The organism is Alteromonas alvinellae, assembly GCF_902705805.1.
Genome location: NZ_CACSIH010000186.1, coordinates 1 through 24,084, shown reverse-complemented (window position 1 = coordinate 24,084; position 24,084 = coordinate 1). Strand labels below are relative to the sequence as shown.

Genomic DNA, 24,084 nt, shown 5'->3' with positions numbered 1-24,084 from the left:
AATCAGTTAATTAGGTGCGGAATGACGGTTGTAACATTACAAAGTTGTTTCAGTTTTGAAACATTTTCATGGTGCAATCTTGAGTTTGTTACATTTTAAATGCACAAAAAAAGAGCGCCTGTTAAGCACTCTTTGGTTCTTTGGGGGGCACTAGTAACACTGACTTTACATTGACTAATGATGCCTCTTTGTCGCTTACCAGCTTGCAGGAAAGTAGTTTTGACAGCGTTATCTATGAATAACGGCTTTTCCCATCGAAATGAAATTTAGAACCGATAGCGGCGCAATTGCATTTGCATGGTCTTTATTTGCTTAACTAACGCTTCGCAATTTTCGACAACCTCTTTAGCATAGTTGGTATTGGCTTGCCCTACCTGCTGGATACTGCTCACCCCTCGGTTTACATCGGCAGCAACGGAAGTTTGCCCTTCTGCCAAACTAGCGGCGTCTTCATTTAGCGCAGTGATTCTAGCGACGGCCTCTAACGCTTGGTTTAATGACTCACCTGCGTGTTTAGTGGTTTCCACCGTCTTAAACGCCGTTTCCTTGTTCAGCTGCATTTTTTCAGAAGCGATACGGCTTCCTTGCTGAAGCCTTTCTATCATAATACGGATCTCTTCCGTTGAAGCCTGCGTTCGACTAGCCAGTGAACGTACTTCGTCTGCCACCACGGCAAAACCGCGCCCCTGCTCACCTGCTCTGGCCGCTTCAATTGCTGCATTAAGCGCGAGTAAGTTTGTTTGCTCTGCAATGTTTCTAATTACTTCCATGACGCCGCTAATTTCCTCGCTGGCCTGTGCTAGCTCATTGATTACTTCCACTGATGCGTCGACGTCATTCGCTTGCGATTGGATATCTTTGATAGTTTCAGACAATACGCTTACGCTATTTCTTGTATCTGTATCAGCAGCACTAGCTGCGTCACTCGAGCTTCTTATCGTAGTAGAGACGCTTTGTGCGTTTTGCTGCATCATCGTAATCGCGTTGTCGATGGATTCGGTCTCTTGACTAAGCTTCGAAACGCTTTCCTTAGAACTCATTGCGGTAGTATTAAGTGCTTCTGATTTTGCTAACATATTATCGGTGGCTTCATCCACGCTTTGAAGTGTTTGCTGTAGTTGAACAAGTAAACCGTTAAAAGCTTTAGCCATGGTGCCAAACTCGTCACTGCGGTTTGCCTCAAAGCGAAAAGTAAGATCGCCTTCACCCGTTGAAAGGTTGTTAACTACACCAATAAACTCATCCAGTGGGTTTCCAACGATATACTTCACCAACAACCAAACAGTGAGTAATATACCCGCGCTAGCTAACACTATTTTAAACACTAGGGTTATCACTGAACTGCTCACCATCGATGCTTTCTCTGAGGCTGACGCGGCCAATATAATGTCGTAACCCCATTTTGAAAAAGGCACCACTTCCACAATCCAATCTTCGTTTTTATTCAACGCTTCGGTGACTTGCGCATCGTTAACATGCGATGAATGCATGCGAATGTTACCCTTACCATCTCTTAGCGCTACGAATCCCTTCTCTAAAACATGACTTTGTTTTATCGCTTGCTCTAGAACGTTAAGGTCTGCTGAATATCCCACATACCATATACCCACCACTTGTCCGCTAGCGTCAAACATGGGCTCATAACCTGTAAGATAGGGACTACCTAGAATATCTACTGCGCCATAGTAAGCTTGCTGTTGGTTTATTTTCTGAATCGCTTTTCCCGACGGCGCTAATTTAGTGCCAATTGCTCGCTCGCCATTTTTAATGACGTTTGTACTCACTCGAATGTAGTCATCACCGGTTTTACTGAAAAGCGTTGCTGTACCTCCCATAACACTGGTTAGTCCGTCAACTAATTCAAAATCGTTTGCTTGCGGAACATTCCCCAGCCTTAACTCTAGTGCCTGTGTTGATTTTACAGTGATATAGTCGCCTTGATTGGGAACCCCCAAGGCTTCTCCTCGTTGCTTCAGAAGCGCCATACTGCTTTTCACTCGCTCAAGCATAATGGCGTCGGTCACGGTTAGAATGTTGACTAAGCGGTCGGCAGTGTTTTTCTTCTGCTCTTTAACAAGCTCAGAAATAGACGACGACGTAGTGACAACAGTGATAATTGCTACAATCAGTGCGAACAACGCAATGACTGCAGACACCGAGAACAGAAACTTTCTTTGAATGGACATGCAACTTCTCAGGTTAACAGTTAGGTAATCACTCACTCCTTTGACTTTTGATCCATACCATACACGCTAGCCTTTTTGTTCTAGCGGGCTCACGCGCTACTTTATAAATTTAGGCAATTTTTGTGGCAGTGCAAATTGCCCAAACGATTAATTTTTCAAAAATTTCCGAAAAAGCAAAAATAGTGACTTTACTTGTACATTACGACACCTTTCTTGAAACGTTGTCTAGATCTCAAAATGTCACTTCATATGCACTTTACCGCCCACTATTTTAAGCGCGGGAACTCCCCGAATCATTGCACTCCTGGCAAACTGAGCATTACAGGAGGGACAAACCCCTTCTTCAATAGTGTAGTCTTCAACAATGCGTTCTTTGAAGCACTTCACCAGCGCGCCCTTTCCTCCTTTTCGATACTTAAAAAGTTGGAACTTACATTTAACGCAAAAAATCTGCACGGTTCTAATCGGTCCTTTTGCACTGGGTTTCGCCATGAATATTTGTGTTCTCCATTTTAAAAATTCATCTTTTGTTGGAGTGCGACAAATGGTAAATCTTGGTTATACTTCATAAAGGGTGATGTGCCCTATGGTAACTATAACTCTGCATTGAAGTATAAATACACAGGTAACTCACTATGCAGAGTAACTCTCGAAGGTAATATCAATGAAGATAATTGCAGCTCTGTTTTTTATTCTATCGGCACCACTTTATGCGGGTACCGCCGTAATTGTTAATGCTAGCAACAACTCGGGTATAGATATCGACACGGTAAAAAAAATATACCTTGGGAAAGTAAAAGCATTTCCAGATGGCAGCCGCGCAATCCCACTCACCTTTGAGCAAGGCAATGCTGCTAGAGACGCTTTTAACAACAGTGTGCTAGGAAAATCAGAATCTCAATATTCTGCATTTTGGTCGAAGCTTGTATTTACCGGCCGTGGCACTCCACCGGAAATGATTGCATCGGAAGACGAAATGCTAAAGTTAGTTGCGACTAACCCGAACACAATCGGCTTCATTGACGAGAACAAAGTCGACGGCCAAGTTAAAGTTGTTGGTACATTTTAATTTCATCATCACAATAAGCCTATTTGGGGTTCAGTGCGACATGCTTGCTTGAGTGGCGCACTGAGCCAAGCTGCTAGTCAGGATAGCTGGCAAGGTAGTTAATGTTTGCAAAAGCCATTATTACGTCTTTTGCAAAGTCGACCCTAGGGTGTCGCAACGCGCCTTTTTTCCATACCAAGTATATTTCGTTTTCAGGCCCGCTCTTTCCAAGCGGAACTAGTTCACCTTTAGCAATCGCTTCTTTGCAAAGGTAATCAGGTAATACCGAATAGCCTATTCCCGCTTTGATAATGCTGCTTATCGCGCGAATATCTGGACATATTGCTGCTACAGGTGACTCGCATGGTGCATTGAACACTTCTGAAAAATACCGGCGAATAAGCGGTAGTTGTTCGTCATAGCTCACCACTTTGTGCTGATTCAATAACGACGCCGTTATCTCTTTATCAGCAAGTAATTTACCTTGAACCCGGTTCATCACCAATATCAAACGCTCTTTATCTAACATCTGATATTCATACATAGCGTCTGTTGGCTCAGATGCGGTGATAGCAAGTTCAGCGATATCATCTTCCAACAATTGATAGGTGTTATTTTTATTTCCCGTATGAATAACCAAATTTACTTTGTCAGCTTGCAGTAAGTTTGCGAGCGCAGGGCCCGCAACAAAACTCAAATATTCCGCAGGCCCTGCTAAGTGTAAGGTGCCGTGATCCGTTGACGCTCGGCTTCGAATAGACGCAACTTTTTGTTCCAATATATCTATGTGGCTGGCTACTTGTAGCGCTAAATCATCAGCAATCGCCGTTGGCTCTACGCCTCTCGCTTTTCGCACAAACAATTCTTTACCGACAATATGTTCCATTGCCTGAATATGCGAGGTTACTGCTGGTTGAGACATATGGAGCCGCGCTGCGGCACGTGTGATGTTGCCGCTTCGATAGACTTCTACAAAGGTTTTTAACTGTGTTAGGTAAGACATAATTTTCCACCCATCAGATTTTTGATGACTCATCATAATTTATCTGACTTCTGCTTTTAAACCAACAACTCTAAGATGCACGCACTTTCAAATGCGACAGGAAAAGCACATGAAAAAATCATCATCAATTCTATCACTTGCCATCATCGCTGGGTTATCACAGTCGGCGTATGCAGCCGACGCTCAATCATCAAAAGCCAGTAAAGGCGAAGTGCTTGTTTTACTTTCAAGCGAAAATGTAATGCAGCTGGCAGAGGGCAAAACAGAGCCTACAGGTTACTACCTTAACGAGTTTGGCGTGCCAGCAAAGGCATTGGTAGATGCCGGCTACAAGCTAGTATTGGCCACACCAAAAGGTAATGCGCCTGCCGTAGATAAAAAGTCCGTTATTCCACAATACTTTGATGGCGGCGAATCACAAATGCGAGATATTCAAACGTTTGTTGCGTCGATAGATGGTATTAATGACACATTGTCACTAAGCGAAGTTATTGCACAAGGGCTTGATGAGTTTGAGGGTGTATTCATTCCAGGAGGGCACGCGCCACTTATCGACTTAGCCAACAACCCTCAGGTAGGCGAGATTTTGTCTCACTTTCATAATGAAGGAAAACCCACTGCTGCAATCTGTCATGGTCCAATCGCCTTACTTTCTGGGCAATCTAACCCAAAGGCATTCGAACTAGCATTGAAATCAGGTGAGCAAGCCACATCTGATAATTGGATTTATGAAGGCTACAAAATGACAATCTTCTCGACGCCGGAAGAAGAATATTTTGAAAGCACCTTAGATGATGCAACTTTATTATATTACCCAGCAGACGCAATGGCGCAAGCGGGTGGAAGTATGGAATACAAAGAAATGTGGGCGCCAAATGTAGTAGTAGACCGTGAACTTATTACAGGCCAAAACCCATTTTCTGACGAACTGTTAGCTGAAAAGCTTTTACAACAGCTAAACTCACAAACTAATTAAGGACAGGCAACACGATGCTTAATTTTACATTTAAAAATCAAACCGAAATTTTATTCGGCAAAGGTCAACTAAGTGAAGTGTCTTCACGTTTGCCAAAACAAGCAAAAGTTCTCTTCCTATATGGCGGCGGCTCAATCAAAAAGAATGGTATTTACGATAAAGTAAATGCCGCACTCGAAGGTGCCGACGTCATTGAATTTCAGGGCGTTGAACCAAATCCAGAGTTCGCAACTTTGATGAAAGCGGTAGATGTGGCCCGTGAAAACGACGTGAACTTCATTCTTGCTGTAGGCGGCGGGAGTGTTATCGACGGCGCGAAGTTTGTTGCTGCAGCCGTTAACTTTGAAGGCGATCCGTGGGATATCTTAGTTAAAGGCGCCGCGTTTGAAAACCCGTTACCTATTGGCGCAGTGCTTACACTGCCAGCAACAGGCTCTGAGAGTAACGGCAACTCGGTAGTAAATAGAAAAGAAACGTCACAGAAACGCGCGTTTTCATCGGAAACAGTACAGCCTGTATTTGCTGTGCTTGACCCTGAGTTCACCTATTCACTTCCGCCTCGTCAGGTTTCTAATGGTGTGGTAGATGCATTTGTACATGTCATTGAGCAGTACTTGACTTACCCAGTAAATGCACCGCTTCAAGACCGCTTTGCTGAAGGTATTTTACAAACCTTAGTTCAAGAAGGCCCTAAAGCGTTGGCGACACCTGAAGATTATGATGTGCGCGCGAACGTTATGTGGTCAGCAACCATGGCGCTTAACGGACTAATCGGCAAAGGTGTTCCACAAGACTGGGGTACACACATGATTGGCCACGAACTCACCGCACTACATGGTTTAGACCACGCTGTAACCCTAGCTATCGTATTGCCATCGTTGATGTTCGTTCAGCGTGACAAAAAACAGGAAAAAATACTGCAGTTAGGAGAACGCGTGTTTGGCATTCAAGAGGATGACAAAGAAAAGGCCATCGACTTGACCATTAAAGCTGTACAAGACTTTTTCGAAACCATGCAGGTAAAAACCCGCCTATCAGACTATGACATACAAAAGTCTGCAATCGTTGGGCTTATCGACAACTTAGAGCGCAACGGATTAACAGCGCTTGGTGAGCATGGCGATATCGACTTGGCAAAAGCGCGCGAAATTTTAACCCTCGCAGCATAAGCCTAGTTGCATATGACGCAACGCGCATATGCTTTTTCAACATTTAAGTGCCCAGCATAGACTGGGTACTTTTAATTCTTATCTTCATTGGAGAACAATATGACTGCACTATTTGAACAGTTTTCGTTAAAAGACGTAACGCTTCGCAATCGAATTGCCGTGCCTCCTATGTGCCAATATTCGGCAGAAGACGGCTTTACCAACCAGTGGCATGAAGCAAACTATCAGTCGTTCGCTCGTGGTGGCGCAGGGCTTGTAATTGTTGAAGCAACAGCGGTTTCTCCGGAAGGTCGCATTACGCCAAATTGCTTAGGCATTTGGAAAAACGCACACGTCAGTGGCCTTAAGAACATCGCAGAGCGCATTAAAAGCCAGGGCGCGGTTGCCGGAATTCAAATTGCTCACGCTGGGCGAAAAGCCAGCGCTAACCGACCTTGGGAAGGCGACGACCACATTCAGCCAAGTAAAGAAAACGGTTGGCAGCCCATTGGCCCTTCTGCAGAAGCGTTCGGTGCGCACCTTCCGGTAACACCTACCGAAATGACCAAGGCCGACATTGAACGTGTTAAGGCTGACTTTGTTAAAGGCGCAGAGCGTGCGCTTGAAGCTGGGTATGAGTGGCTTGAACTTCACTTTGCCCACGGTTACCTAGCCCAAAGCTTTTTCTCGAAACACGCGAACAAGCGTACAGATGAATACGGCGGAGATGCACAAGGTCGTGGACGCTTCTTGCTTGAAACACTAAGCGAAGTGCGCAAAGTCTGGCCAGAAAACCTGCCGCTAACCGTGCGCTTTGGCGTTATTGAATACGACGGTGAAGACGAGCAAACGCTAAGCGAATCTATCGAACTCATTAAACAGTTTAAAGAAATTGGTGCTGATTTTGTAAGTGTTAGCGTGGGCTTCAATACCCCTGAGGCCAATATTCCGTGGGGCCCAGCTTTCCTAGCACCTGTTGCAAAACGCGTACGAGACGAAGCTGATATCCCTGTTGCAACGGCTTGGGGTGTAGACACACCAGAACTTGCTAACGAGACTATCGAAAACCAACAGCTTGATGTTGTTATGGTAGGCAGAATGCACCTTACTAACCCGCATTGGACGTACTATGCGGCAAAACAGTTAGGCGTTGAGAAACCATCTTGGGTAATGCCTGCGCCTTACGCTCATTGGCTGGAGCGTTACGCGCCGTCTGACGAGAGATAGCCTTTAATTCAGACAGTAAAACAATAGCGTTTTACTGTCTGTCTTTAACTCTATACATTCTTCAATCAAACTTACGGCGCAATACATAGACTTATATACGCTTGCTTTTTATAAGGTTAAGTTTAAAGTTGATATTCACTTACTTCAAAAACTTAGCGAATGAAAGCTGGCAAAATAGTTTCCCCACCTATAGACACTAATGATCTGATAACAATTAGAAGGCATCGCGTTGCTCAAATAAGCACAGTGACATGCCTTGGGTTGTTTGTCTCATTATTCGCAGCTAGAGATATCACCTTCGATATAATGCTTGTAGCGTTAGCAGCAATGTTCACTGCGGCAATACTTGCTTACAAACATTTTGTTGTCGCCAGCAGTTATCTACTTTTAGTCACATTGTCATCTATGCTATTTGCCCTATCCGCAACAGGTGCAGGCACTTTCGATATCGCTATGCTTGGCTATCCAGCCATTATTATTTTTGCGGCTCTACTCGGCGGCACTGGGCTCTTTGGCACAGTGTTATCTCTCGTATTAGTTCAATGCATTACCCTTACATGGCTTGTTATGAAAGGCGTTATTACGCCCAACACGCCCACGTTAACCTGGTCTCATTTAACTTTTATTATGATCATTTTTGTGATCACAGGGTTCTGTGTATTTATCCTTGTGCAGGATATTCGCCGGCTCATGACATCACTGCAACTTGAATACACAAAGGTTAATAAAAATAGAGAACATATTCAGTATTTAGCACACCATGATCCACTGACAAACTTACCCAATAGACTTTTGGGAGAGCGCTTATTTAAAGAGAAACTGGCTCAAAGTGAAGATAATGGATTGCAATTAGCGTTGGCTTTTATCGACTTAGATAATTTTAAACCTGTAAATGACGCGCTGGGCCACTCTGCTGGGGATCGTTTTTTACAGCATATTTCTCAGTCAATAAATGAGAAACTTTCTAAAGATGAATGTCTTATTCGATTCGGAGGTGATGAGTTTATTGTACTTGCCGCAAACATCACTGACCGCAAGCACATAGAAACCTTGTGTGAGCGTATAATTAAGTGGTGCTCTTCTGAGTTTGAAGTATTTCAAACTAACATAGTGGTTTCAGCGTCAATTGGCGTGGCAATAGCACCATATGACGGTACCGAGTTCAAACAACTATGTAGAAAAGCAGATGTGGCTATGTATGAAGCAAAAAGAAACGGTAGAAACCGCTTTGAATTTTATGATGTAAAGTTTGACGAAGAAAGCGACGAGAAGTTTTCGCTGATTCAGCGGCTACGACCTGCTGTACTAGCCAACCAATTTGAAGTGCATTATCAGCCCCTTATTGATTTGAAATCTGGTCAGATATGCTCTGTTGAAGCATTGGTGCGCTGGCCTCAAAATGATGGGTCACTGGTGTTTCCCGATAAGTTTATTCCATTGGCAGAAAGTAGCGGACTCATTAATCCATTAGGTGAATGGGTACTAACTCAGGCTTGCCTTTTCTGCGCTAAACTTCATCGCAATGGCTACAGTGAAATATCAGTTGCCGTTAACTTATCATTCGCGCAGTTTAAAGACGGAACTCTGCCCAGTATTTTAAAGCGAGCTCTAGATTTGACACAACTTAATCCCAGATTTTTAGAACTTGAGCTTACCGAATCAATTCTCGCTGACGAAAATGGAAACATTCCTGAGCAACTTGAACAAATGAAAGAACTCGGTGTTCAATTTGCTATCGATGACTTTGGCACCGGTTACTCCAATTTAAATTACCTTCGTAAATTCAATGCCCATAAGCTTAAAATAGACCGAATTTTTATTAACACATTAGGTTTTGACGAAAACGATGTTCCCTTGGTTTCAGCAATCATCAATATTGCAGAAAGTTTGGGAATGGTGACTGTAGCAGAAGGAATTGAACATGAGTCTGCGCTCAGAAAGTTAAAAGAAATGGGATGTGATATTGGACAAGGATTCTATTGGAGTAAACCTGTTCCAGAAAAACAGATTGAAGCACTTATCGCATCGCAATCTTACGCTTAATAAGGCTTTGACACATATTGCTTCAATCACTGCTCTTAGCGCTGTAGCGCCTTACGTTAAACATAAAAAAACGCTTTAAACACCATCTAATTAGGACAATTCACTGTTTAGAACCCGTGATAAGTCACAAACTCTTGGTTGTCAGCGCGAGTTGAACGAACGTCGTTTGCTGGGAAGTCTGGGTCTGGGTAACCAAGCGCGATACAGATCATAATGGCTTCATCATCAGGGATGTTAGCGTATTTATGTACTACGTCAGACTGCATAATACCTTGGCCATTGATAACGCATCCCAGACCTAAATCCCACGCCGCCAGCACGATACCATACGCTAAAGATCCTAAGCCAAACTGCGTTATACCAGCAGGCTCCAGAGATTTATCATACGTCAGCACCAAAGAAACCGGCGCATCAAACTGACGAAAACCGCGCATCATCCAATCCATGCGCTTTTCCTTATCCTCGCGTGTTATGCCCATAACATCAAACAGCTGTATTGCAACATCAATTTGGCGCTGGCGGTGTACACCTTCATAGTCTTCTTTATAGGGAAAATCTCGAACGTGAGGCTTTCCTTCTAATGTGTTCTTGGTGTTCCCCTCGCGTATCTTATCTAACACGTCACCTGTTACCGCGTGTATTTTCCATGTTTGCGTGTTATATGAAGATGGCGCCCACTTGGCTGCATTAATTATTTTATCTACCGTTTCTTGGGTAACTGGTTGCTTTGTAAACCCGCGAACACTTTTTCTAGATGCTGCAAACTCTGCAAAATTCATGAACTTCCCTAAGACGCTGAATAGCTATCGATATGTAAAAATAGAGTAAACAGGAGAAGTAATTGCTTCAATAGCCTTATTTACAAATTCAGATTGTTTGTTTTTATAGTTATATATAGAAGTTAGTAAACCCTTTCATAAAGCGCGCCGTAGCAAAAACAAATCATGAGTCAGGCACACATGATGTTTATGGAAGTTTGGCTTTTAAAAGAAGCATGTGAAAGGAGTTTTAAAATGGCTAAGAAACCACAATTAACCACGTCGGCAGGCGCCCCCGTTGTAAGTAATGAAACCACTAAAACCGCTGGAGAGCGTGGCCCCGCACTCTTACAAGATTATCAGCTCATTGAAAAGTTAGCCCACCAGAATCGTGAACGCATTCCAGAGCGCGTGGTACACGCCAAAGGCTGGGGAGCACAAGGCACGTTTACGGTCACTCACGACATCACCGATTACACTTGCGCCGATTTATTTTCAGAAGTTGGTAAGCAAACTGAAGTACTTAGCCGCTGGTCTACGGTAGCCGGCGAGTCTGGAGCAGCTGATACTGAACGTGATGTAAGGGGCTTCAGTCTGAAGTTTTACACAGAGCAAGGTAACTGGGACATGGTAGGCAACAACACGCCTATCTTCTTCATTCGCGATGGATACAAATTCCCTGATTTTATTCGCACGCAAAAACGTCACCCGAAGACTAATTTACGTTCTCCAGAAGCCATGTTCGATTTTTGGGCCGCACAGCCAGAAAGCGTACACCAAGTAACTATCTTGATGTCAGATCGCGGTATTCCAGTATCGCCAATGCACATGAATGGCTACGGCAGTCACACGTTTAGCATGTGGAATAAAGAAGGCAAACGCCACTGGGTGAAATTTCACTTCAAAACGCAACAAGGCATCAAGAATTACACTAATGAGACCTCTGAGAAAATCATTGGTAGCACGCGAGAGAAGTATCAAGAAGAATTATACAATGCCATCGAGGAAGGCAACTTCCCTAAATGGACTATGTATATTCAGGCCATGCCTGAAGAAGAAGCTGGCCAACAAAGTTATAACCCTTTCGACCTAACTAAAGTTTGGCCACACGAAGACTACCCGCTCATAGAAGTTGGTGAGCTGGAGATGAACAAAAATCCAGAAAACTACTTTCAAATGATTGAAAACGCGGCGTTCAGCCCGTCAAATATAGTTCCTGGTATTGGCTTCAGCCCTGATAAAATGCTTCAAGCACGTATCTTTTCTTATGCCGACGCCCACCGCTACCGTTTGGGCACGCACTACGAAGCGCTTCCAGCCAATGCGCCTAAAAACAGCGAGGTAAACCACTATCACAAAGACGGTGCAATGCGTTTCTTTACTAACGATTTTGGTAACCCCGACGCCTATTATGAGCCGAATCAATACGAAGGCCCCGTTGCTGACTTTTCAGTAAAAGAGCCACCGCTTCGTATTGACGGAGATGCCGACAGATATCACCAAGACGATGTCGACGTAGATTATGTGCAACCGCGCAAACTGTATGAAATGTTCTCTGACGACCAGAAGGAACGTTTATACAAAAACTACGCTGCTGCCATGGGTCCTTGCTCTGACAGTGTAAAAGAGCGCTGGTACGCCGTGCTAGAAAAAGTACATCCAGATTACGCGGCAGGTGTACGTAATGCTGTAGAAAGTCTGGATACTGACGTTAACACTGTACCTATTACTGAAAATACGCCTATTGAAGACAATTAGTAGCGTCCGTAATGATATAAAACGCCTACCAAGTTGGTATCTAGAATAGATACCAACTTGGTATTGATTTTTTATAATAAAAACAAAACTTAGCTCTGCTTAGTTTATTCTCTCGCCCACAAAGCACTTTCATAAACCAATCGACGGCATTCAACTTTAGACCAAAACTTTCTTTATTGGTTTGCGAGAATGAAAATTGTGGCTTACGTTAAGCGTATCTAATCATCCACTGCACTGTGTATGTCGTTATTCAAAAAATCTAAAACTGAAAAAAATACGCCACGTTTAGCCCCTTGGAAAATCGCCATTATCGATGATGAAGAAGGCGTACATGAGGTTACCAAACTCACACTACGCAAATTTAATTTCGAGAAGCGTGGCGTAGAGTTTTTATCCGCGCACAGTGGCGAAGAAGGGTTAGCGCTGTTTAGAGCTAACCCGGATATTGCATTAGCGTTTGTCGACGTTGTAATGGAAACCGACGATGCAGGCTTGAAGCTGGTAGATGCCGTTCGCAATGAACTCAAAAACCACGTTACCCGACTAATATTGCGAACAGGCCAGCCTGGTCAAGCGCCTGAAGAAGATGTTATCAGACGGTATGACATCAATGACTATAAAGCCAAGACAGAGCTTTCTTCACTCAAGCTTAAATCGTGCGTTTATACGGCTATTCGCTCTTATCGCGATATACAGACCATAGAGCGAGGAAAACGTGGAATGGAAGAGGTATTGAAGTCATCCTCTTCTGTATTGGCAAGCCAGTCTCTAGCTCAATTTGGTACTGCGGTACTCAAACAAACGCTTACTCTTCTCAATCTAAATAATTCAGTGCTTTATCTCTCTACACAGCACACCGACCTGTATGGCGATACGAGTATGACAGTACTGGGCGCTAGCGGAGACCTTGTTGGCTTGTGTGAACCTGGCATTTCAACACGCATACCAGAGGCAATTGAAGAGGAAGTTAAACAAGTATTAGCCAACAAAGCGCACTTTCAAAGCGACAAACTATTTATTGGCTATTACCCAACAGGCGAAGACAGCCACAATATCTTGTATGTAAAGCTAGACCAACCGCTAGATGCAATGCAGAGGAAAACATTGGAAATGTTTGCATCCAATGTGGCGGTTATTTTCCAGAATCTTACTCAGAAAGAAGATATTCAAAAAACGCAGAAAGAACTCATCATGGTGCTTAGCGACGCTATCGAGATGCGAAGCAAAGAAACCGGTGGACACGTTAGGCGCGTTATTCTGATGACAGAGTTTCTTGCAGAAAAACTGCATATGAGTCGAGAGTTTATAGACACGATTCGATACTCTGCAGCCCTTCATGATGTGGGTAAAATCAGCATACCTGAGACCATATTGCATAAGCCTGGAAAACTCGATCCCGAAGAGTGGGAAATAATGAAAACCCACGCGCAGAAAGGCTATGACCTGCTTGCCGATTCTGATCGCATCGTTGCAAAAATGGGCGCAATAATTGCCAAGACCCACCACGAGAGGTGGGACGGCAAAGGCTACCCCGACGGACTTGCCGGCGATAACATCCCTGTTGAAGGGCGCATTATGGCTATTGTTGACGTGGTTGACGCCCTGCTTTCCAAACGCTGCTACAAGCCTGCATGGAGCGTTGACGAGGTAAAAGCTTACCTTCAAGAGAACGCGGGTAAACAGTTCGACCCGCTAATCACCCATATAATGCTAGAGCACTTCGATAGAATACTTGAGATCCGTGCCACAGAACCGGACGAAGATGAATGAAAGAAACCTTAGAGTTAATTTTACTACGCGTTAGCCAAAGCCCAGACATCGATAAAGGTGAATTAGACATTGCTTCTAGGCTAATCATCAACTCAGTGTGTGAAGGTTTGGAAATTACTCGAGCGGGTATTTGGTTATATGATGAAAACCATACCCTTGTGCAATGCACGTTGCTTATAGACAAAGGCAATGATCTTGATAACGAGAGTTTAGTGCTCACGCGAAGAGATTTTCCTCATTACTTTGAAGCACTCGACTCAGGTAGAACGATCGCCGCCCATGACGCGCTAACCGATGTAGCGACGTTTGAGTTTGCTGAAGTGTATCTAACGCCCTTGGGTATAAGCTCTATGCTTGATGTCCCTATTCGCCACCGCGGTAAGATGATAGGAATAATCTGCTGTGAACACCAAGGTCAAGCTCGAGAGTGGCTTGCCGATGAAATGGTGTTTGCGGCTTCGCTTGCCGACCTCTACGGGCGAGCAGTAAGTGCTAACGAACGGGCCGACTATGAGCAACAGCTTATAGAAGCTAACCAGAATCTAGAGCAAAAAGTAAAAGATCGCACTGCCGAGCTTGAGGCTGCCCAAGAAAAGCTTGTTGAATCAGAAAAAATGGCCGCTTTAGGAAATCTGGTAGCAGGCATTGCCCACGAAGTTAATACACCGTTGGGTATTGCGCTTACCTCTGTGAGTAACTGCAAAGAAGAACTAAAAGAGATTTATCGAGATTTCGAAAATGGTGAGTTAACAGAAGAAGGTTTTAAAGACTTTGAGGCGGTATGCTCTGAGGGTTTATCACTAGCGGAAACCAGTTTAATGCGGGCCGCGAACTTAGTTCAAGACTTTAAGCGAACTTCAGCAGACCAAACCTCGCTGGAAATTGAAGAAATCGCGCTGGATGAGTATATACCACGAGTTTGTAACCCGTTAAAACCTATGCTTCGAAAAGAGCAAATAGAGCTTAGCATAGATGTTACTCCAGATTTAGTAATCACTACCTGCCCTGGTATTATTGCACAGTTACTTACGAACTTGATATCGAACGCACAGCGTCATGCCTTTGGACCATCAGTAAACAACGAAGCGAATGAAGTTGCTGTAAGCTGTAGCCAAAATGACAAAGGTGTTGTAATAAGCGTTCAAGACAACGGGAAAGGCATTCCGGAAGAACTTCATAAGAAAGTGTTTGAGCCTTTTTATACAACAGCTCGTGACAAAGGCGGCACCGGTTTGGGCTTAAATATCTTGTACAATCTTGTTCGCCAAAAATTTAACGGCGAAATCGATTTAGTTTCGTCGCCTGGTGAGGGAACCAGGGTAACAGTTTGTATACCTGTCGAGAGTTAGTGCAGTTACCGCTCTATCGCCCATTTGTTTTGGTGTAAACTGACGCAACAAGCGCGACATAGTTTAAATGTCGCGCTTACGATAGACCTAAAGCCTCGCAATAGGCAAGCTGAGCATAAAAACATAATAAGGCTTTTCGTGATGCAACTTTCAGAATGGCGTAGCTCAGGCCGATTTCTAAACGTTAATGATCAGCAAATTTTCTACACTACCCAGGGCGAAGGCCCCGTGCTGTTGTTAATTCATGGATATCCTACCGCGAGCTTTGACTGGGTTAAATTATGGCCTGCACTTGCTCAGAAATTTCAATGCATAACACTCGATATGCTGGGGTTTGGCTTTAGCACCAAAGCGCCAACAAAATACAAAATAAAAGAACAAGCCTCGGTGATAGAAGCCTTGATAGAGCATCTTCAAATTACGCATGCTCACGTTCTATCTCACGATTACGGTGATACAGTTGCTCAGGAGTTAATGGCCCGTCAGTTAGACGGCAACCTCTCATTTCGTGTGGAGTCGCTGCATTTGCTAAATGGCGGCCTTTTTCCTGAGACCCATCAAGCATTACCCATTCAAAAGCTGCTGCTTTCCCCTATTGGCGGGCTGCTCATTCCTTTTTTGAGCAAAAACGCCATTCGAAAAAGCATGTACAACATCTTTGGTCCAAATACGCCCCCTTCAGACCAGGACATCAATGATTTTTGGGCGCTTATCAATGAGAACAATGGCCACAAATACATGCATTTGCTTTTGGACTACATGAAACAGCGCAAGCAATACAGAGAGCGTTGGGTAGGTGCACTTCAAAATGCTGACGTTCCGGTACGGCTAACCGCTGGCATGGCTGATCCTATTTCTGGCGCACACATGGTGACTAGATATAAAGAACTCATACCCAAGCCTGACACAGTAGAACTTACTGATATAGGCCATTACCCGCAAATTGAAAGTGCTGAATTGGTTTTAGCGTCTGTTCGGGAATTTTTAAAAAAGTAATTTTATACTTACAATTTTAGGCTTGATGCGAAAAGCGACAACGGTAAGATGATGACTCTTTGAACCGTTAGGCGCTTATTTAAGACGATTATGTACACTTTGAGCATAAACAATATCATCCCCGCCGCAAGCTTTAAGCGAATTGATATTGCGTTCGTAACGCCAATAAACGCTATCAGTAGATTTGTGCAATGTATCTGGATCATTGATCGTCCAAAAGGGTCTTCCACTGCACCAACAGAAAAATTTTATCCCGATGCCGGGGCGAGTTTGACTTTCTACATCGACCACTCAGCATGCAAAGCGAAACTGTTCTATCACACAAAAGTTTGTGCCATGCCTTGGAAACTGTCCGGTAGGCAAATCAGCATAAGATTTAAGCCCGGTGCATTAAAACGCCTTTTCGGAATTACGCTCGACGATAGTAAAAACCAGCAAATCGAATTCGTTAAAGATTTAGCAAAAGAGCGTGAGTCTTATTCAAGATTACAAGAAAGTCTTGTAGGAGAATCTATAGATAACCAGTGTTCAGCCGTACAAAACTGGCTAGCACATATCATTGAAAACAGTGATACTCGCTCGCAGAAATGGGAGCACATGCTTTATCAGTCAGTAAATTTACTGGTACCCCGCAAAGTCTTGCTGACCAATTTGGCGTAAGCAGAAGAACACTTGAGCGCCAATTCAGAGCTGATTTTGGCTTCTCGCCAAACAAACTTCACCAATTCGCTCAAATACGTCAAGCACGCTCATTACTTGGGACTACTTCCCATCAACTAAGCGAAGTTGCCTTAGCATGTGGTTATTTCGATCAAGCACACTTTACACATGCCTTTAGCACCTTCGCATTAGAAACCCCTCATCAATATAGAACGCGAAAGTTGTCGCAAATTTACAATTAGGTCAATCACCAAATGTTTATAGTACTCCCTTAATGAAAGGAGAGCATTATGAACAATCGCTTAAAACAATCTGAATTCTACTCTGAATACCCTCACATTCTTGAACATCTACAAGGTTTAGTTAACCCCGCCGCCGAAAGTGCTCTAAGCCATAATCTTCTGCATTTAGTTAGGCTGCGCGCGTCACAAATTAATCAATGTGGCTTCTACCAACATATGCATGCCGATAAAGCAAGAAAATCTAATGAAAACCAGGCAAGGCTGGATGTGCTGTCAGCGTGGAAAGAACTGGATTGCTTTGATAACAAGGAACGCGTCGCATTAGAATGGACCGAAGCATTAACGCTTGTTCACTCATCAACCATCACGGAGGAACTTTATAGCACTGTAGAAAATGCGTTTGGAAAACAAGGGTTGATAGAATTGACGTCAGTAATACTTCAAATCAACAGCTGGAATCGCATTTCAGTAAGCCTTCAATTTCAACCAAATATCAGTTAATGGTTTATACACCAATATCGTTTGGGAAAAGGCTTGAGCAACGTTGCATTTAATAAGGGTACGAAAAGGATACGCTTGAAAATAGGAAGGCTTTAGAAAGTAATGTAAGTTATTGAATGGGGTGGAATAAGTTGGTCGGTGTGAGAGGATTTGAACCTCCGACCCCTGACACCCCATTTGCGGTAGCGGACATCAAATATCACTCATAGAAAACATAATATCAACAACTTAAAACAAATAAAAATCAAAAAGTTAAAGAACCTAAACTACCGTATTTTGTGACGCCAGTTCACTGCATTTTTGACACAAAAATGTATGGTCCGCCTCGTTATTGCAATAATAAATTTCAAGAACGGGGTTGGTGGTGCGCTAGTGTATTCGGAGTCTGATTGGCCGCTTTCGCAACCCGCTCCACGATGAGATCCGCGCTGGATTATTCTCAAAAAACCGAAAGTTTCAGTGAGCTGTTTTTTGTGTCAGGTTTTAATCCAGTGGTTCTACCGTTTTCGTCATCTTTTTTATCATTGCAAACCCTGCGCTAGTGCGTTGCTGTCAAACGTCTGTTTAGTTTTTATGACCGCCCATGCTATTTGGAGAAGCTTATTGGTCAATGCGACGGTCACAACATTAAATGGCTTGTCGGCCCGTAAATTAGTCAACCACTCACCATATATCCGTCCTGCCTTATCCGGTCTGGACATCCCCCCCCCTTGCGGCATGTATAAACAAGTTTCGGAGTTCTTTGTTACTCTGCTTGCTTATTCCCTCGAGTACTCCGCAGGAGCCAGGCCAAGCAATGCTGCTATATTTCTTCCACTTTTAAAGTCTGTAGCGATACTGATGTGGGCACTACAAAGACTTGCTGTCATGCCACCCGGAATCGCTTTAAGAAGCAAACCTATAGGGATTGTTTCAACCAAATGCTTCAACTTTTTATCTTGTTTATCGATGTTTTCATTGAGAAGCGGGTAGTACTCGTGAAGATCCGTCAACTCTTGCATAAGTAACCCTGCTATTGTCAGCTTTTGCTGAGCAACCTAGTTAAACAGTTGCTTCATCATGCTATGACCTGTAGGCAGCGAGACACCAAACTCTAGGAGTAACGAGCCAATGCGGAACATACACGCTGTTCGGTTTTTAATTTAACCATGCCTAGCTTTATAAATAGCAGCAATGACTTGGGCTTATTCTGACTTTACGCTGACAAAACGCATACAGGGTCTTATCGATGCCTCGCAAATCGCTTCTGCATCTATAAAATCGTTCTTGTTTCTTTTGGCAAAGGGCTTTACATATTTCGGAGAAATAAGCCTGACTGTATATCGCATCAACTCACACTGCCTGCCTAGCCAATGCGCAACACCACACGTTTCAAAAGCGATTATGCAAGGCGTTACCAGATGAAAATAGCTTTATGCCCTTGCAACATAACAGTAGCGATAATAACCAGAAAAACCACCGGCACTACTAAATTGGCGTGTGAGAAACCAGTCTTCTCTAATTTACTAATGAATAATGTCGAGACCGCCGTCGCGTCTGTAGCGCGAGGCACAATGAACATGTTGCTTGCTAATAATAGAAACAAGGTCGCGGAGAGCTTTACTCGTTAGACGAGGTATTGGCAGCCAATCGCCAATTATCTTTGCGACTTTTCTCATGCTGAAATTTATGCTGCTCACATAAGACTAATAGTTACTTCTTCATCACATAGAATTTTGGCAAATCTTGTCGTGTTTTGTATAAAAAAGCGTCACTATTTTTTACAACTTTTTAATGAACATTAAAAAAATATCTTAAAAACAATTAATTAAGTTTTGGCACGGAAAAAGCATACCGAAAATTAACTAAAACGCAGATAAAAAAGCGGTCTACCTGCGGCGAAATAAATAAATTAAGGAACAAGATAATGACAATAAACGTTAATTCGCGAGCAAAAATTTTAGTCGCAGCTACAGTAGCCTCAGCATTAATTGCTTCAAGCGCAAACGCATCTCACTTTCGCGGCGCAGCTTTGGTGCCAAGTGTAGACGCGAATGGAGTATTAACCGTGACGTCAAAGTCTTTTTGGCGTAAGGGAACTGCCGCTTTTGGGATTGGAAGTTCAGTCAGTGTTACTGGCTCTGGCACTTTCAATGCGGGAGAGATTTCTTCGACTCTCGATACCAGTGATGTGCGTCGTGATAGTAACACGGAAGAATTTCAAACCACATTACCTGGTGCAGGTTATTACACTATTACTTGGAATGGTTGTTGCTGGGTAGCACCGGGATCAAGCCAAAACTTCATAGAGTCGGGCTACTCTACAACATCGACTGTTTATTGGGATGGCTCGAACGCCACAAACCCGATTCAGTTTGATTTAGAAAATATCCAGCAGCAAGTGGTTGGCGGTCAAGCGTATTCTGATAATCTTGATGTAGTGAGTTCGACAGCATTGAGTTACGACACCAGCTACGTTTCGAGCAGCATGACCTCTCAAGCCGAAGGTTTTACGATTGACGGCACAGGCCAAATTGCGATTGATGCAACTAGCACCGCTAACTATGTAGATAACCCTTTGGCCGCAAGCGTTGGAGCTGACGAGGCATTCAGCGCGCGAATCACTGCATCTGATGGTGTTAATCCTAATGAAAATTCATCAGTAGAGTTCGTTTGGTTGTTCGATGTAGTCGACTCTCAGGCAGCAAACCTTGCTCCATCAATTAATGATATTGTGATAAATGCGTTAGTGGGTGATTCCATCTCGGAAACGCTCGTGGTTACCGATCCAAATGCTGGTGACGTACTTACCACATCGTTCCTGTCCTTCTTGGGTGCTGGAGGCGCTGTTGCAGGTTCAACCTTTGACCCGAATGCTCTTGAATTTATTTGGGATTCAACAGGCTTCGCAGCAGGCTCTTATGTTGCGACATTCCGCACCATTGATAGCGGAGGGTTGTCCGATCAGGGCACGATGACCATAAACCTGTCAAATCGACAAACTACCCCAACTGTTTCTGCGCCAAGTACGTTCGCTCTTGCTGGTCTTAGTATACTTGGATTGGTTGTCGCTCGCCGTCGCCGAAGAGCGAAATAAGGCTGATTGTTTAAGATGAAAAGGGTAGCATTTAGCTACCCTTTTGATTTGTTAGATGCCGTACATATGATCGGTGAACAAATGGCGCCGAAAATCTCACTAAAAATAGGTTAACGTATCTGGGGGCGTTGTGGTTGTAACAAAATGTTCATCCACAACGCGTTGTGAAGCAATGCAAGTATTTTTCATCAAGGGTTTGTAACATTTGAATTGTTTGTAAATCTTGAGTCTTTGGCCGGTCAGTCAAACCAAACCTGCGATGCGCTTGATTGGAAGAGTGCACTCAATGTTCCAAAACTCCGTGTCAATTTATTGTAGCTAAATTTTAATGTGAAGAGGCAAGCCAACGATAACAAGCTAAGCGGCGCTTGTACCAAGCTACTATTTAAATTTTTACCCGACGATTCATTATATTGGCAAAATTGGTTTGCCTTGCCAAACAACATGTGCGTCTGGAAACTTACACCGCAGAATTGCTGAGAAAGACCACCAATGCTTTTTATCAGTTACGCTATGAAGACGTCGCACTAACAAGGCAATCGAGTATTGATCTGAAACGGTTTCTACATAATATTGGAATATGGGTAAGTACTCGAGAGCCAAAACAGAACGGCCTGAGTTTGTTACGCGAATAGCGTCTTACGTGCAGGTAGTAGCGCCGGTGTACCATACCAGTGTTCAACTAAGTGAGATGTAGGTTTCGTATTCTAAGGATGAGTTATGTACAGTACAAGCTTCCTACAATCAGCAATGGTTGGAATATTGGACGAAAAAAGGAGAGTAAAATGTTAAAAAAAACATTGGTAAACAGGATGAAAAAGGCGCTTACCCCTATCGGTTTCTTCGGCGTAGTCTTTCTGTCGCTAAGTGTCAGTGCTTCTATCGTCACTAAAACATATGATGAGCAGGTATACAAATTGTCTGAGTCAGAGCTCTTTAAATTGCTTAAGCGACAAAACCTAGCCCTCAGCAGCCTGAACTTCGATAGCACTATCATTCCGTCCCAAATCAGCTCACAAATCGCTGACCGCGCTGCACTGCAGCTGGTGGGTCGTTTATTAGCTAGCGATGATCCAAGGGGGCCAAGAGCACTTGCCAACTATTTACAGCGTCACCCCAACGATTTAATGGCACTGCATCTTGCGGCTAGCGAATTGATTGAGCAGCAAAAATACCGTGAGGCTGAACTGACCTTGCAGAAAATCCTGCAGTCTCAACCCGACTTTCATGCGGCCACAAATTTATTGGGATTACTGCGATTATCACAAAAGCAATACGAGTCTGCTGGGCAAATCTTTGCGCGCGTATTGCTGCGTGACGAAAAACCAAATTGGATGGCTGCCCGTTATCTGGCGTGGCTGGGGATGCGAAACGGCAATCCAGAGCAGGCTGAAATAGCGTTAGAGATAAGTTTGGCGAAGATGCCACAGCCCATCACTCAAGCTTCTCCGATCGTATTAGAGTTAGCCGAGCTCTATCGGCGTCAAGAAAAGCACGCGGTCACTGTCGATTTGCTTGCCGATATTGAATTGAATAAAAATACTGACGATGTCGCACTCGAAGCTGTTGCCAGACGGTTTGAGGCTGCAACTATTGCAGGGCTTACGGAAACAGCCACTGAAATACTCCCCCTGTTGCGTAACACTGCCGCCTATCAAGCTTTTCCCATTTTACTCAGTCGGGCACGCTTACTTGCGCAAAAGGGTGAATTCGATTCCGCACTTGCGTTGATTGTCGAAGCACAAGGAGAGGATGCAGGATTAGAGCGCACTCGCTTATTAGAAAAAGCTAAAATTCTTGCGGTAGCTCATCGCAATGCCGACGTCGAAAAAACGTTAAATGAATATTTAACGCAGTCCGAAGAGGCGTCACTTGAGCACTGGGAGAATTATGTTGACTTAATGATACGGATAGGGCGTGGCAATAGGGCAGTCGAGCAATTGCGTGATGCGATTGACGGCAGTACAAATACCAGTAATCTACAGCTATTGCTGGTAGATTCGTTGTTCATTGCAGGTGATATCGGTGGCGCGCAGCGACAAATAGACGCAATTTTGAGTGCGAATCCCCAGCTTGCCAAAGCCCACTATGTAAAAGGTATCATACTGTTCAATGAAGGCAAGAATGACGCTGCAGCTGAAGCCTTTAAAATTGCAGTCTCGTTGGCTCCGAACGATATAAGCGCCTGGATGGCTTTATTTGGATCCATGCACGACCATCGCGTGCACAATCATGCGGCTGGCATGGCTGCTACGGATCACGCCGATCTAATGCCACTGTTTGATCAGGCCATAGCGGCCAATCCTAATTCCACGTTACTTTATTACGAAAAAGGATTAACTGCCTACTCTGGGAGTGAATTGGATATTGCTAGTAAAGCCTTTGATAAAGCGACGACGAAAGCGCCGTTGTATGTTCCGGCGATTGCTATGGGAGCTATCGTCAGCGCTGATTTGGGTAATGCACCAAAGCAAAGTCTAGCTTTGGCGCGTCGGGGCGAGCAACTGGCGCCACAAAATCCGGCAGTGCTTGACGCAATTGGATGGGCGCTGGTCCAAGACAACCAGGTTACTGCCGGACTTCACTATTTGAACCGTGCACTCCATTTGATGCCGGGGGATGAAGCTGTTCTGGCACACATGGCTGAGGCTTACTTTAAATTAGATGATGTACAGCAAGGCCTTAGCTATGCTAGAGATGCACTGAAGGGAACGCTACCTGATCATACCGACCAGGCCTTGCGCGAACACCTGGTGAGGCTGGATCCACAAAGTCGTTTATCGCTACAGGTCAACTTGATCAACGGTTTTGGTGTGGGCGATAACGCGGGCAGTATTCTTATTACGCAAGAAGAGGGGGGGGTTAGAGTAACGGCTGATGTAACCGGACTACCGGCAGGCTTGAATGGCATGCATTTTCATGAAAAGCCCAGCTGTGAGGCTGGTTCACAAGGCGGTAAGCAGGTGGCAGGATTGGCTGCTGGCGGGCATTATGGCCATGGCCACATGAAGATGAATATGGGCGATATAGACATGAAGGAAATGAGCCCGGAAGCACATGCTATGCACATTCAAATGATGAAACCAAAAGGCGATTTACCTCCCCTACTAATTGGCGAGAGTGGTAGCGCGTCGGACTCAGTTTTTGGTGCGAATTTAACCCTAGAAGAATTACGCGGACGTAGCTTGATGATCCACAAAGGTCCTGATGTAGATGGAACTTCTGGGCCTAAAATAGCGTGTGCAGTAATTCCATAATCACGCAGGGGCTCAAAGCTTCGACCCACGCGTGGGGATAGCCTAAACGTACCTCAGTTAATGCACTAAAATCAAAGCAGCCCCAG

At 44.2% G+C, this 24,084-nt stretch carries 20 protein-coding genes; 14 read left to right on the top strand and 6 right to left on the bottom strand.

Features of this window, described 5'->3' with window-relative positions:
* Window positions 1–266: 266 nt before the first annotated feature.
* Complete coding sequence (locus tag ACX5KA_RS13655; protein ID WP_458731424.1) at window positions 267–2,186, bottom strand: methyl-accepting chemotaxis protein; 1,920 nt, start codon at window positions 2,184–2,186, stop codon at window positions 267–269.
* Window positions 2,187–2,426: 240 nt separating this feature from the next.
* Window positions 2,427–2,678 carry a hypothetical protein gene (locus ACX5KA_RS13650; RefSeq protein WP_039216602.1) on the bottom strand — a complete coding sequence of 84 codons (252 nt, stop codon included), beginning with the start codon at window positions 2,676–2,678 and terminating at the stop codon, window positions 2,427–2,429.
* Window positions 2,679–2,850: 172 nt separating this feature from the next.
* Here ACX5KA_RS13650 and ACX5KA_RS13645 point away from each other — a divergent pair, with 172 nt between their 5' ends.
* Window positions 2,851–3,255 carry a type 2 periplasmic-binding domain-containing protein gene (locus tag ACX5KA_RS13645; RefSeq protein ID WP_458731423.1) on the top strand — a complete coding sequence of 135 codons (405 nt, stop codon included), beginning with the start codon at window positions 2,851–2,853 and terminating at the stop codon, window positions 3,253–3,255.
* Between the two features lie 73 nt (window positions 3,256–3,328).
* Here ACX5KA_RS13645 and ACX5KA_RS13640 read toward each other — a convergent pair whose 3' ends face one another.
* Complete coding sequence (locus ACX5KA_RS13640; protein ID WP_458731422.1) at window positions 3,329–4,237, bottom strand: LysR family transcriptional regulator; 909 nt, start codon at window positions 4,235–4,237, stop codon at window positions 3,329–3,331.
* A 109-nt stretch (window positions 4,238–4,346) separates the two neighbouring features.
* Between ACX5KA_RS13640 and ACX5KA_RS13635 the strand changes: the two genes are divergently transcribed.
* The 4 genes from ACX5KA_RS13635 (at window position 4,347) to ACX5KA_RS13620 (ending at window position 9,631) form a co-directional block, all read left to right on the top strand.
* The gene (locus tag ACX5KA_RS13635) at window positions 4,347–5,213 is read left to right on the top strand and encodes a type 1 glutamine amidotransferase domain-containing protein (protein WP_334060595.1); all 867 of its coding nucleotides are present in this window, start codon (window positions 4,347–4,349) and stop codon (window positions 5,211–5,213) included.
* A gap of 14 nt (window positions 5,214–5,227) precedes the next feature.
* Entirely contained in the window at window positions 5,228–6,382 is a 1,155-nt protein-coding gene (locus ACX5KA_RS13630) for an iron-containing alcohol dehydrogenase (RefSeq protein ID WP_458731421.1), read from the top strand.
* Between the two features lie 99 nt (window positions 6,383–6,481).
* Entirely contained in the window at window positions 6,482–7,588 is a 1,107-nt protein-coding gene (locus tag ACX5KA_RS13625) for an NADH:flavin oxidoreductase/NADH oxidase (protein WP_458731420.1), read from the top strand.
* A 159-nt stretch (window positions 7,589–7,747) separates the two neighbouring features.
* Window positions 7,748–9,631: a putative bifunctional diguanylate cyclase/phosphodiesterase gene (locus ACX5KA_RS13620; RefSeq protein ID WP_458731419.1), complete on the top strand. Its 1,884-nt coding sequence runs from the start codon at window positions 7,748–7,750 to the stop codon at window positions 9,629–9,631.
* A gap of 107 nt (window positions 9,632–9,738) precedes the next feature.
* Here the strand turns inward: ACX5KA_RS13620 and ACX5KA_RS13615 are convergent, their stop codons facing one another.
* Window positions 9,739–10,410, bottom strand: a complete 672-nt coding sequence (locus ACX5KA_RS13615; RefSeq protein WP_458731418.1) for a nitroreductase — start codon at window positions 10,408–10,410, stop codon at window positions 9,739–9,741.
* A gap of 234 nt (window positions 10,411–10,644) precedes the next feature.
* On the opposite strand from ACX5KA_RS13615, the gene ACX5KA_RS13610 reads away from it, so the two are divergent.
* From ACX5KA_RS13610 to ACX5KA_RS13580, 7 genes are all read left to right on the top strand, one after another.
* Window positions 10,645–12,147 carry a catalase gene (locus ACX5KA_RS13610; protein ID WP_458731417.1) on the top strand — a complete coding sequence of 501 codons (1,503 nt, stop codon included), beginning with the start codon at window positions 10,645–10,647 and terminating at the stop codon, window positions 12,145–12,147.
* 240 nt (window positions 12,148–12,387) lie between these two features.
* Window positions 12,388–13,917: a DUF3369 domain-containing protein gene (locus ACX5KA_RS13605; RefSeq protein WP_458731416.1), complete on the top strand. Its 1,530-nt coding sequence runs from the start codon at window positions 12,388–12,390 to the stop codon at window positions 13,915–13,917.
* Window positions 13,914–15,266, top strand: a complete 1,353-nt coding sequence (locus ACX5KA_RS13600; RefSeq protein WP_458731415.1) for a sensor histidine kinase — start codon at window positions 13,914–13,916, stop codon at window positions 15,264–15,266. The genes ACX5KA_RS13605 and ACX5KA_RS13600 overlap by 4 nt, the downstream gene beginning before the upstream one ends.
* 141 nt (window positions 15,267–15,407) lie before the next feature.
* Window positions 15,408–16,262: an alpha/beta fold hydrolase gene (locus ACX5KA_RS13595; protein ID WP_458731414.1), complete on the top strand. Its 855-nt coding sequence runs from the start codon at window positions 15,408–15,410 to the stop codon at window positions 16,260–16,262.
* A gap of 90 nt (window positions 16,263–16,352) precedes the next feature.
* Window positions 16,353–16,922, top strand: coding sequence for a DUF6597 domain-containing transcriptional factor (locus ACX5KA_RS13590; RefSeq protein ID WP_458731413.1), 570 nt, complete (start codon window positions 16,353–16,355; stop codon window positions 16,920–16,922).
* A complete protein-coding gene (locus ACX5KA_RS13585; protein WP_458731412.1) occupies window positions 16,850–17,164 on the top strand; it encodes a helix-turn-helix domain-containing protein in 315 nt (104 codons plus the stop codon). The genes ACX5KA_RS13590 and ACX5KA_RS13585 overlap by 73 nt, the downstream gene beginning before the upstream one ends.
* Window positions 17,165–17,212: 48 nt before the next feature.
* A complete protein-coding gene (locus ACX5KA_RS13580) occupies window positions 17,213–17,665 on the top strand; it encodes a carboxymuconolactone decarboxylase family protein (protein ID WP_458731411.1) in 453 nt (150 codons plus the stop codon).
* Between the two features lie 521 nt (window positions 17,666–18,186).
* On the opposite strand, the gene ACX5KA_RS13575 is transcribed toward ACX5KA_RS13580, so the two are convergent.
* Window positions 18,187–18,366 (bottom strand): hypothetical protein, encoded by a 180-nt coding sequence (locus tag ACX5KA_RS13575; RefSeq protein ID WP_458731410.1) that lies wholly within the window; start codon window positions 18,364–18,366, stop codon window positions 18,187–18,189.
* Between the two features lie 57 nt (window positions 18,367–18,423).
* Window positions 18,424–18,666, bottom strand: a complete 243-nt coding sequence (locus ACX5KA_RS13570) for a hypothetical protein (protein WP_458731409.1) — start codon at window positions 18,664–18,666, stop codon at window positions 18,424–18,426.
* 905 nt (window positions 18,667–19,571) lie between these two features.
* Between ACX5KA_RS13570 and ACX5KA_RS13565 the strand changes: the two genes are divergently transcribed.
* Together ACX5KA_RS13565 and ACX5KA_RS13560 are read left to right on the top strand one after the other, a co-directional pair.
* Window positions 19,572–20,741: a hypothetical protein gene (locus ACX5KA_RS13565; RefSeq protein WP_458731408.1), complete on the top strand. Its 1,170-nt coding sequence runs from the start codon at window positions 19,572–19,574 to the stop codon at window positions 20,739–20,741.
* A gap of 785 nt (window positions 20,742–21,526) precedes the next feature.
* Window positions 21,527–23,998 carry a superoxide dismutase family protein gene (locus ACX5KA_RS13560; RefSeq protein ID WP_458731407.1) on the top strand — a complete coding sequence of 824 codons (2,472 nt, stop codon included), beginning with the start codon at window positions 21,527–21,529 and terminating at the stop codon, window positions 23,996–23,998.
* The last annotated feature ends 86 nt before the right edge of the window (window positions 23,999–24,084 follow it).

What these genes read in the sequence shown, in the direction of transcription:
- ACX5KA_RS13615 (WP_458731418.1), bottom strand. Translation starts at nt 10,410, where the DNA reads ATGAATTTTGCAGAGTTTGCAGCATCTAGAAAAAGTGTTCGCGGGTTT.
- ACX5KA_RS13625 (WP_458731420.1), top strand. Translation starts at nt 6,482, where the DNA reads ATGACTGCACTATTTGAACAGTTTTCGTTAAAAGACGTAACGCTTCGC.
- ACX5KA_RS13635 (WP_334060595.1), top strand. Translation starts at nt 4,347, where the DNA reads ATGAAAAAATCATCATCAATTCTATCACTTGCCATCATCGCTGGGTTA.
- ACX5KA_RS13590 (WP_458731413.1), top strand. Translation starts at nt 16,353, where the DNA reads ATGTACACTTTGAGCATAAACAATATCATCCCCGCCGCAAGCTTTAAG.
- ACX5KA_RS13580 (WP_458731411.1), top strand. Translation starts at nt 17,213, where the DNA reads ATGAACAATCGCTTAAAACAATCTGAATTCTACTCTGAATACCCTCAC.
- ACX5KA_RS13585 (WP_458731412.1), top strand. Translation starts at nt 16,850, where the DNA reads ATGGGAGCACATGCTTTATCAGTCAGTAAATTTACTGGTACCCCGCAA.
- ACX5KA_RS13650 (WP_039216602.1), bottom strand. Translation starts at nt 2,678, where the DNA reads ATGGCGAAACCCAGTGCAAAAGGACCGATTAGAACCGTGCAGATTTTT.
- ACX5KA_RS13595 (WP_458731414.1), top strand. Translation starts at nt 15,408, where the DNA reads ATGCAACTTTCAGAATGGCGTAGCTCAGGCCGATTTCTAAACGTTAAT.
- ACX5KA_RS13640 (WP_458731422.1), bottom strand. Translation starts at nt 4,237, where the DNA reads ATGTCTTACCTAACACAGTTAAAAACCTTTGTAGAAGTCTATCGAAGC.
- ACX5KA_RS13630 (WP_458731421.1), top strand. Translation starts at nt 5,228, where the DNA reads ATGCTTAATTTTACATTTAAAAATCAAACCGAAATTTTATTCGGCAAA.
- ACX5KA_RS13605 (WP_458731416.1), top strand. Translation starts at nt 12,388, where the DNA reads ATGTCGTTATTCAAAAAATCTAAAACTGAAAAAAATACGCCACGTTTA.
- ACX5KA_RS13560 (WP_458731407.1), top strand. Translation starts at nt 21,527, where the DNA reads ATGTTAAAAAAAACATTGGTAAACAGGATGAAAAAGGCGCTTACCCCT.
- ACX5KA_RS13610 (WP_458731417.1), top strand. Translation starts at nt 10,645, where the DNA reads ATGGCTAAGAAACCACAATTAACCACGTCGGCAGGCGCCCCCGTTGTA.
- ACX5KA_RS13565 (WP_458731408.1), top strand. Translation starts at nt 19,572, where the DNA reads ATGACAATAAACGTTAATTCGCGAGCAAAAATTTTAGTCGCAGCTACA.
- ACX5KA_RS13575 (WP_458731410.1), bottom strand. Translation starts at nt 18,366, where the DNA reads ATGTCCAGACCGGATAAGGCAGGACGGATATATGGTGAGTGGTTGACT.
- ACX5KA_RS13655 (WP_458731424.1), bottom strand. Translation starts at nt 2,186, where the DNA reads ATGTCCATTCAAAGAAAGTTTCTGTTCTCGGTGTCTGCAGTCATTGCG.
- ACX5KA_RS13645 (WP_458731423.1), top strand. Translation starts at nt 2,851, where the DNA reads ATGAAGATAATTGCAGCTCTGTTTTTTATTCTATCGGCACCACTTTAT.
- ACX5KA_RS13620 (WP_458731419.1), top strand. Translation starts at nt 7,748, where the DNA reads ATGAAAGCTGGCAAAATAGTTTCCCCACCTATAGACACTAATGATCTG.
- ACX5KA_RS13570 (WP_458731409.1), bottom strand. Translation starts at nt 18,666, where the DNA reads ATGCAAGAGTTGACGGATCTTCACGAGTACTACCCGCTTCTCAATGAA.
- ACX5KA_RS13600 (WP_458731415.1), top strand. Translation starts at nt 13,914, where the DNA reads ATGAAAGAAACCTTAGAGTTAATTTTACTACGCGTTAGCCAAAGCCCA.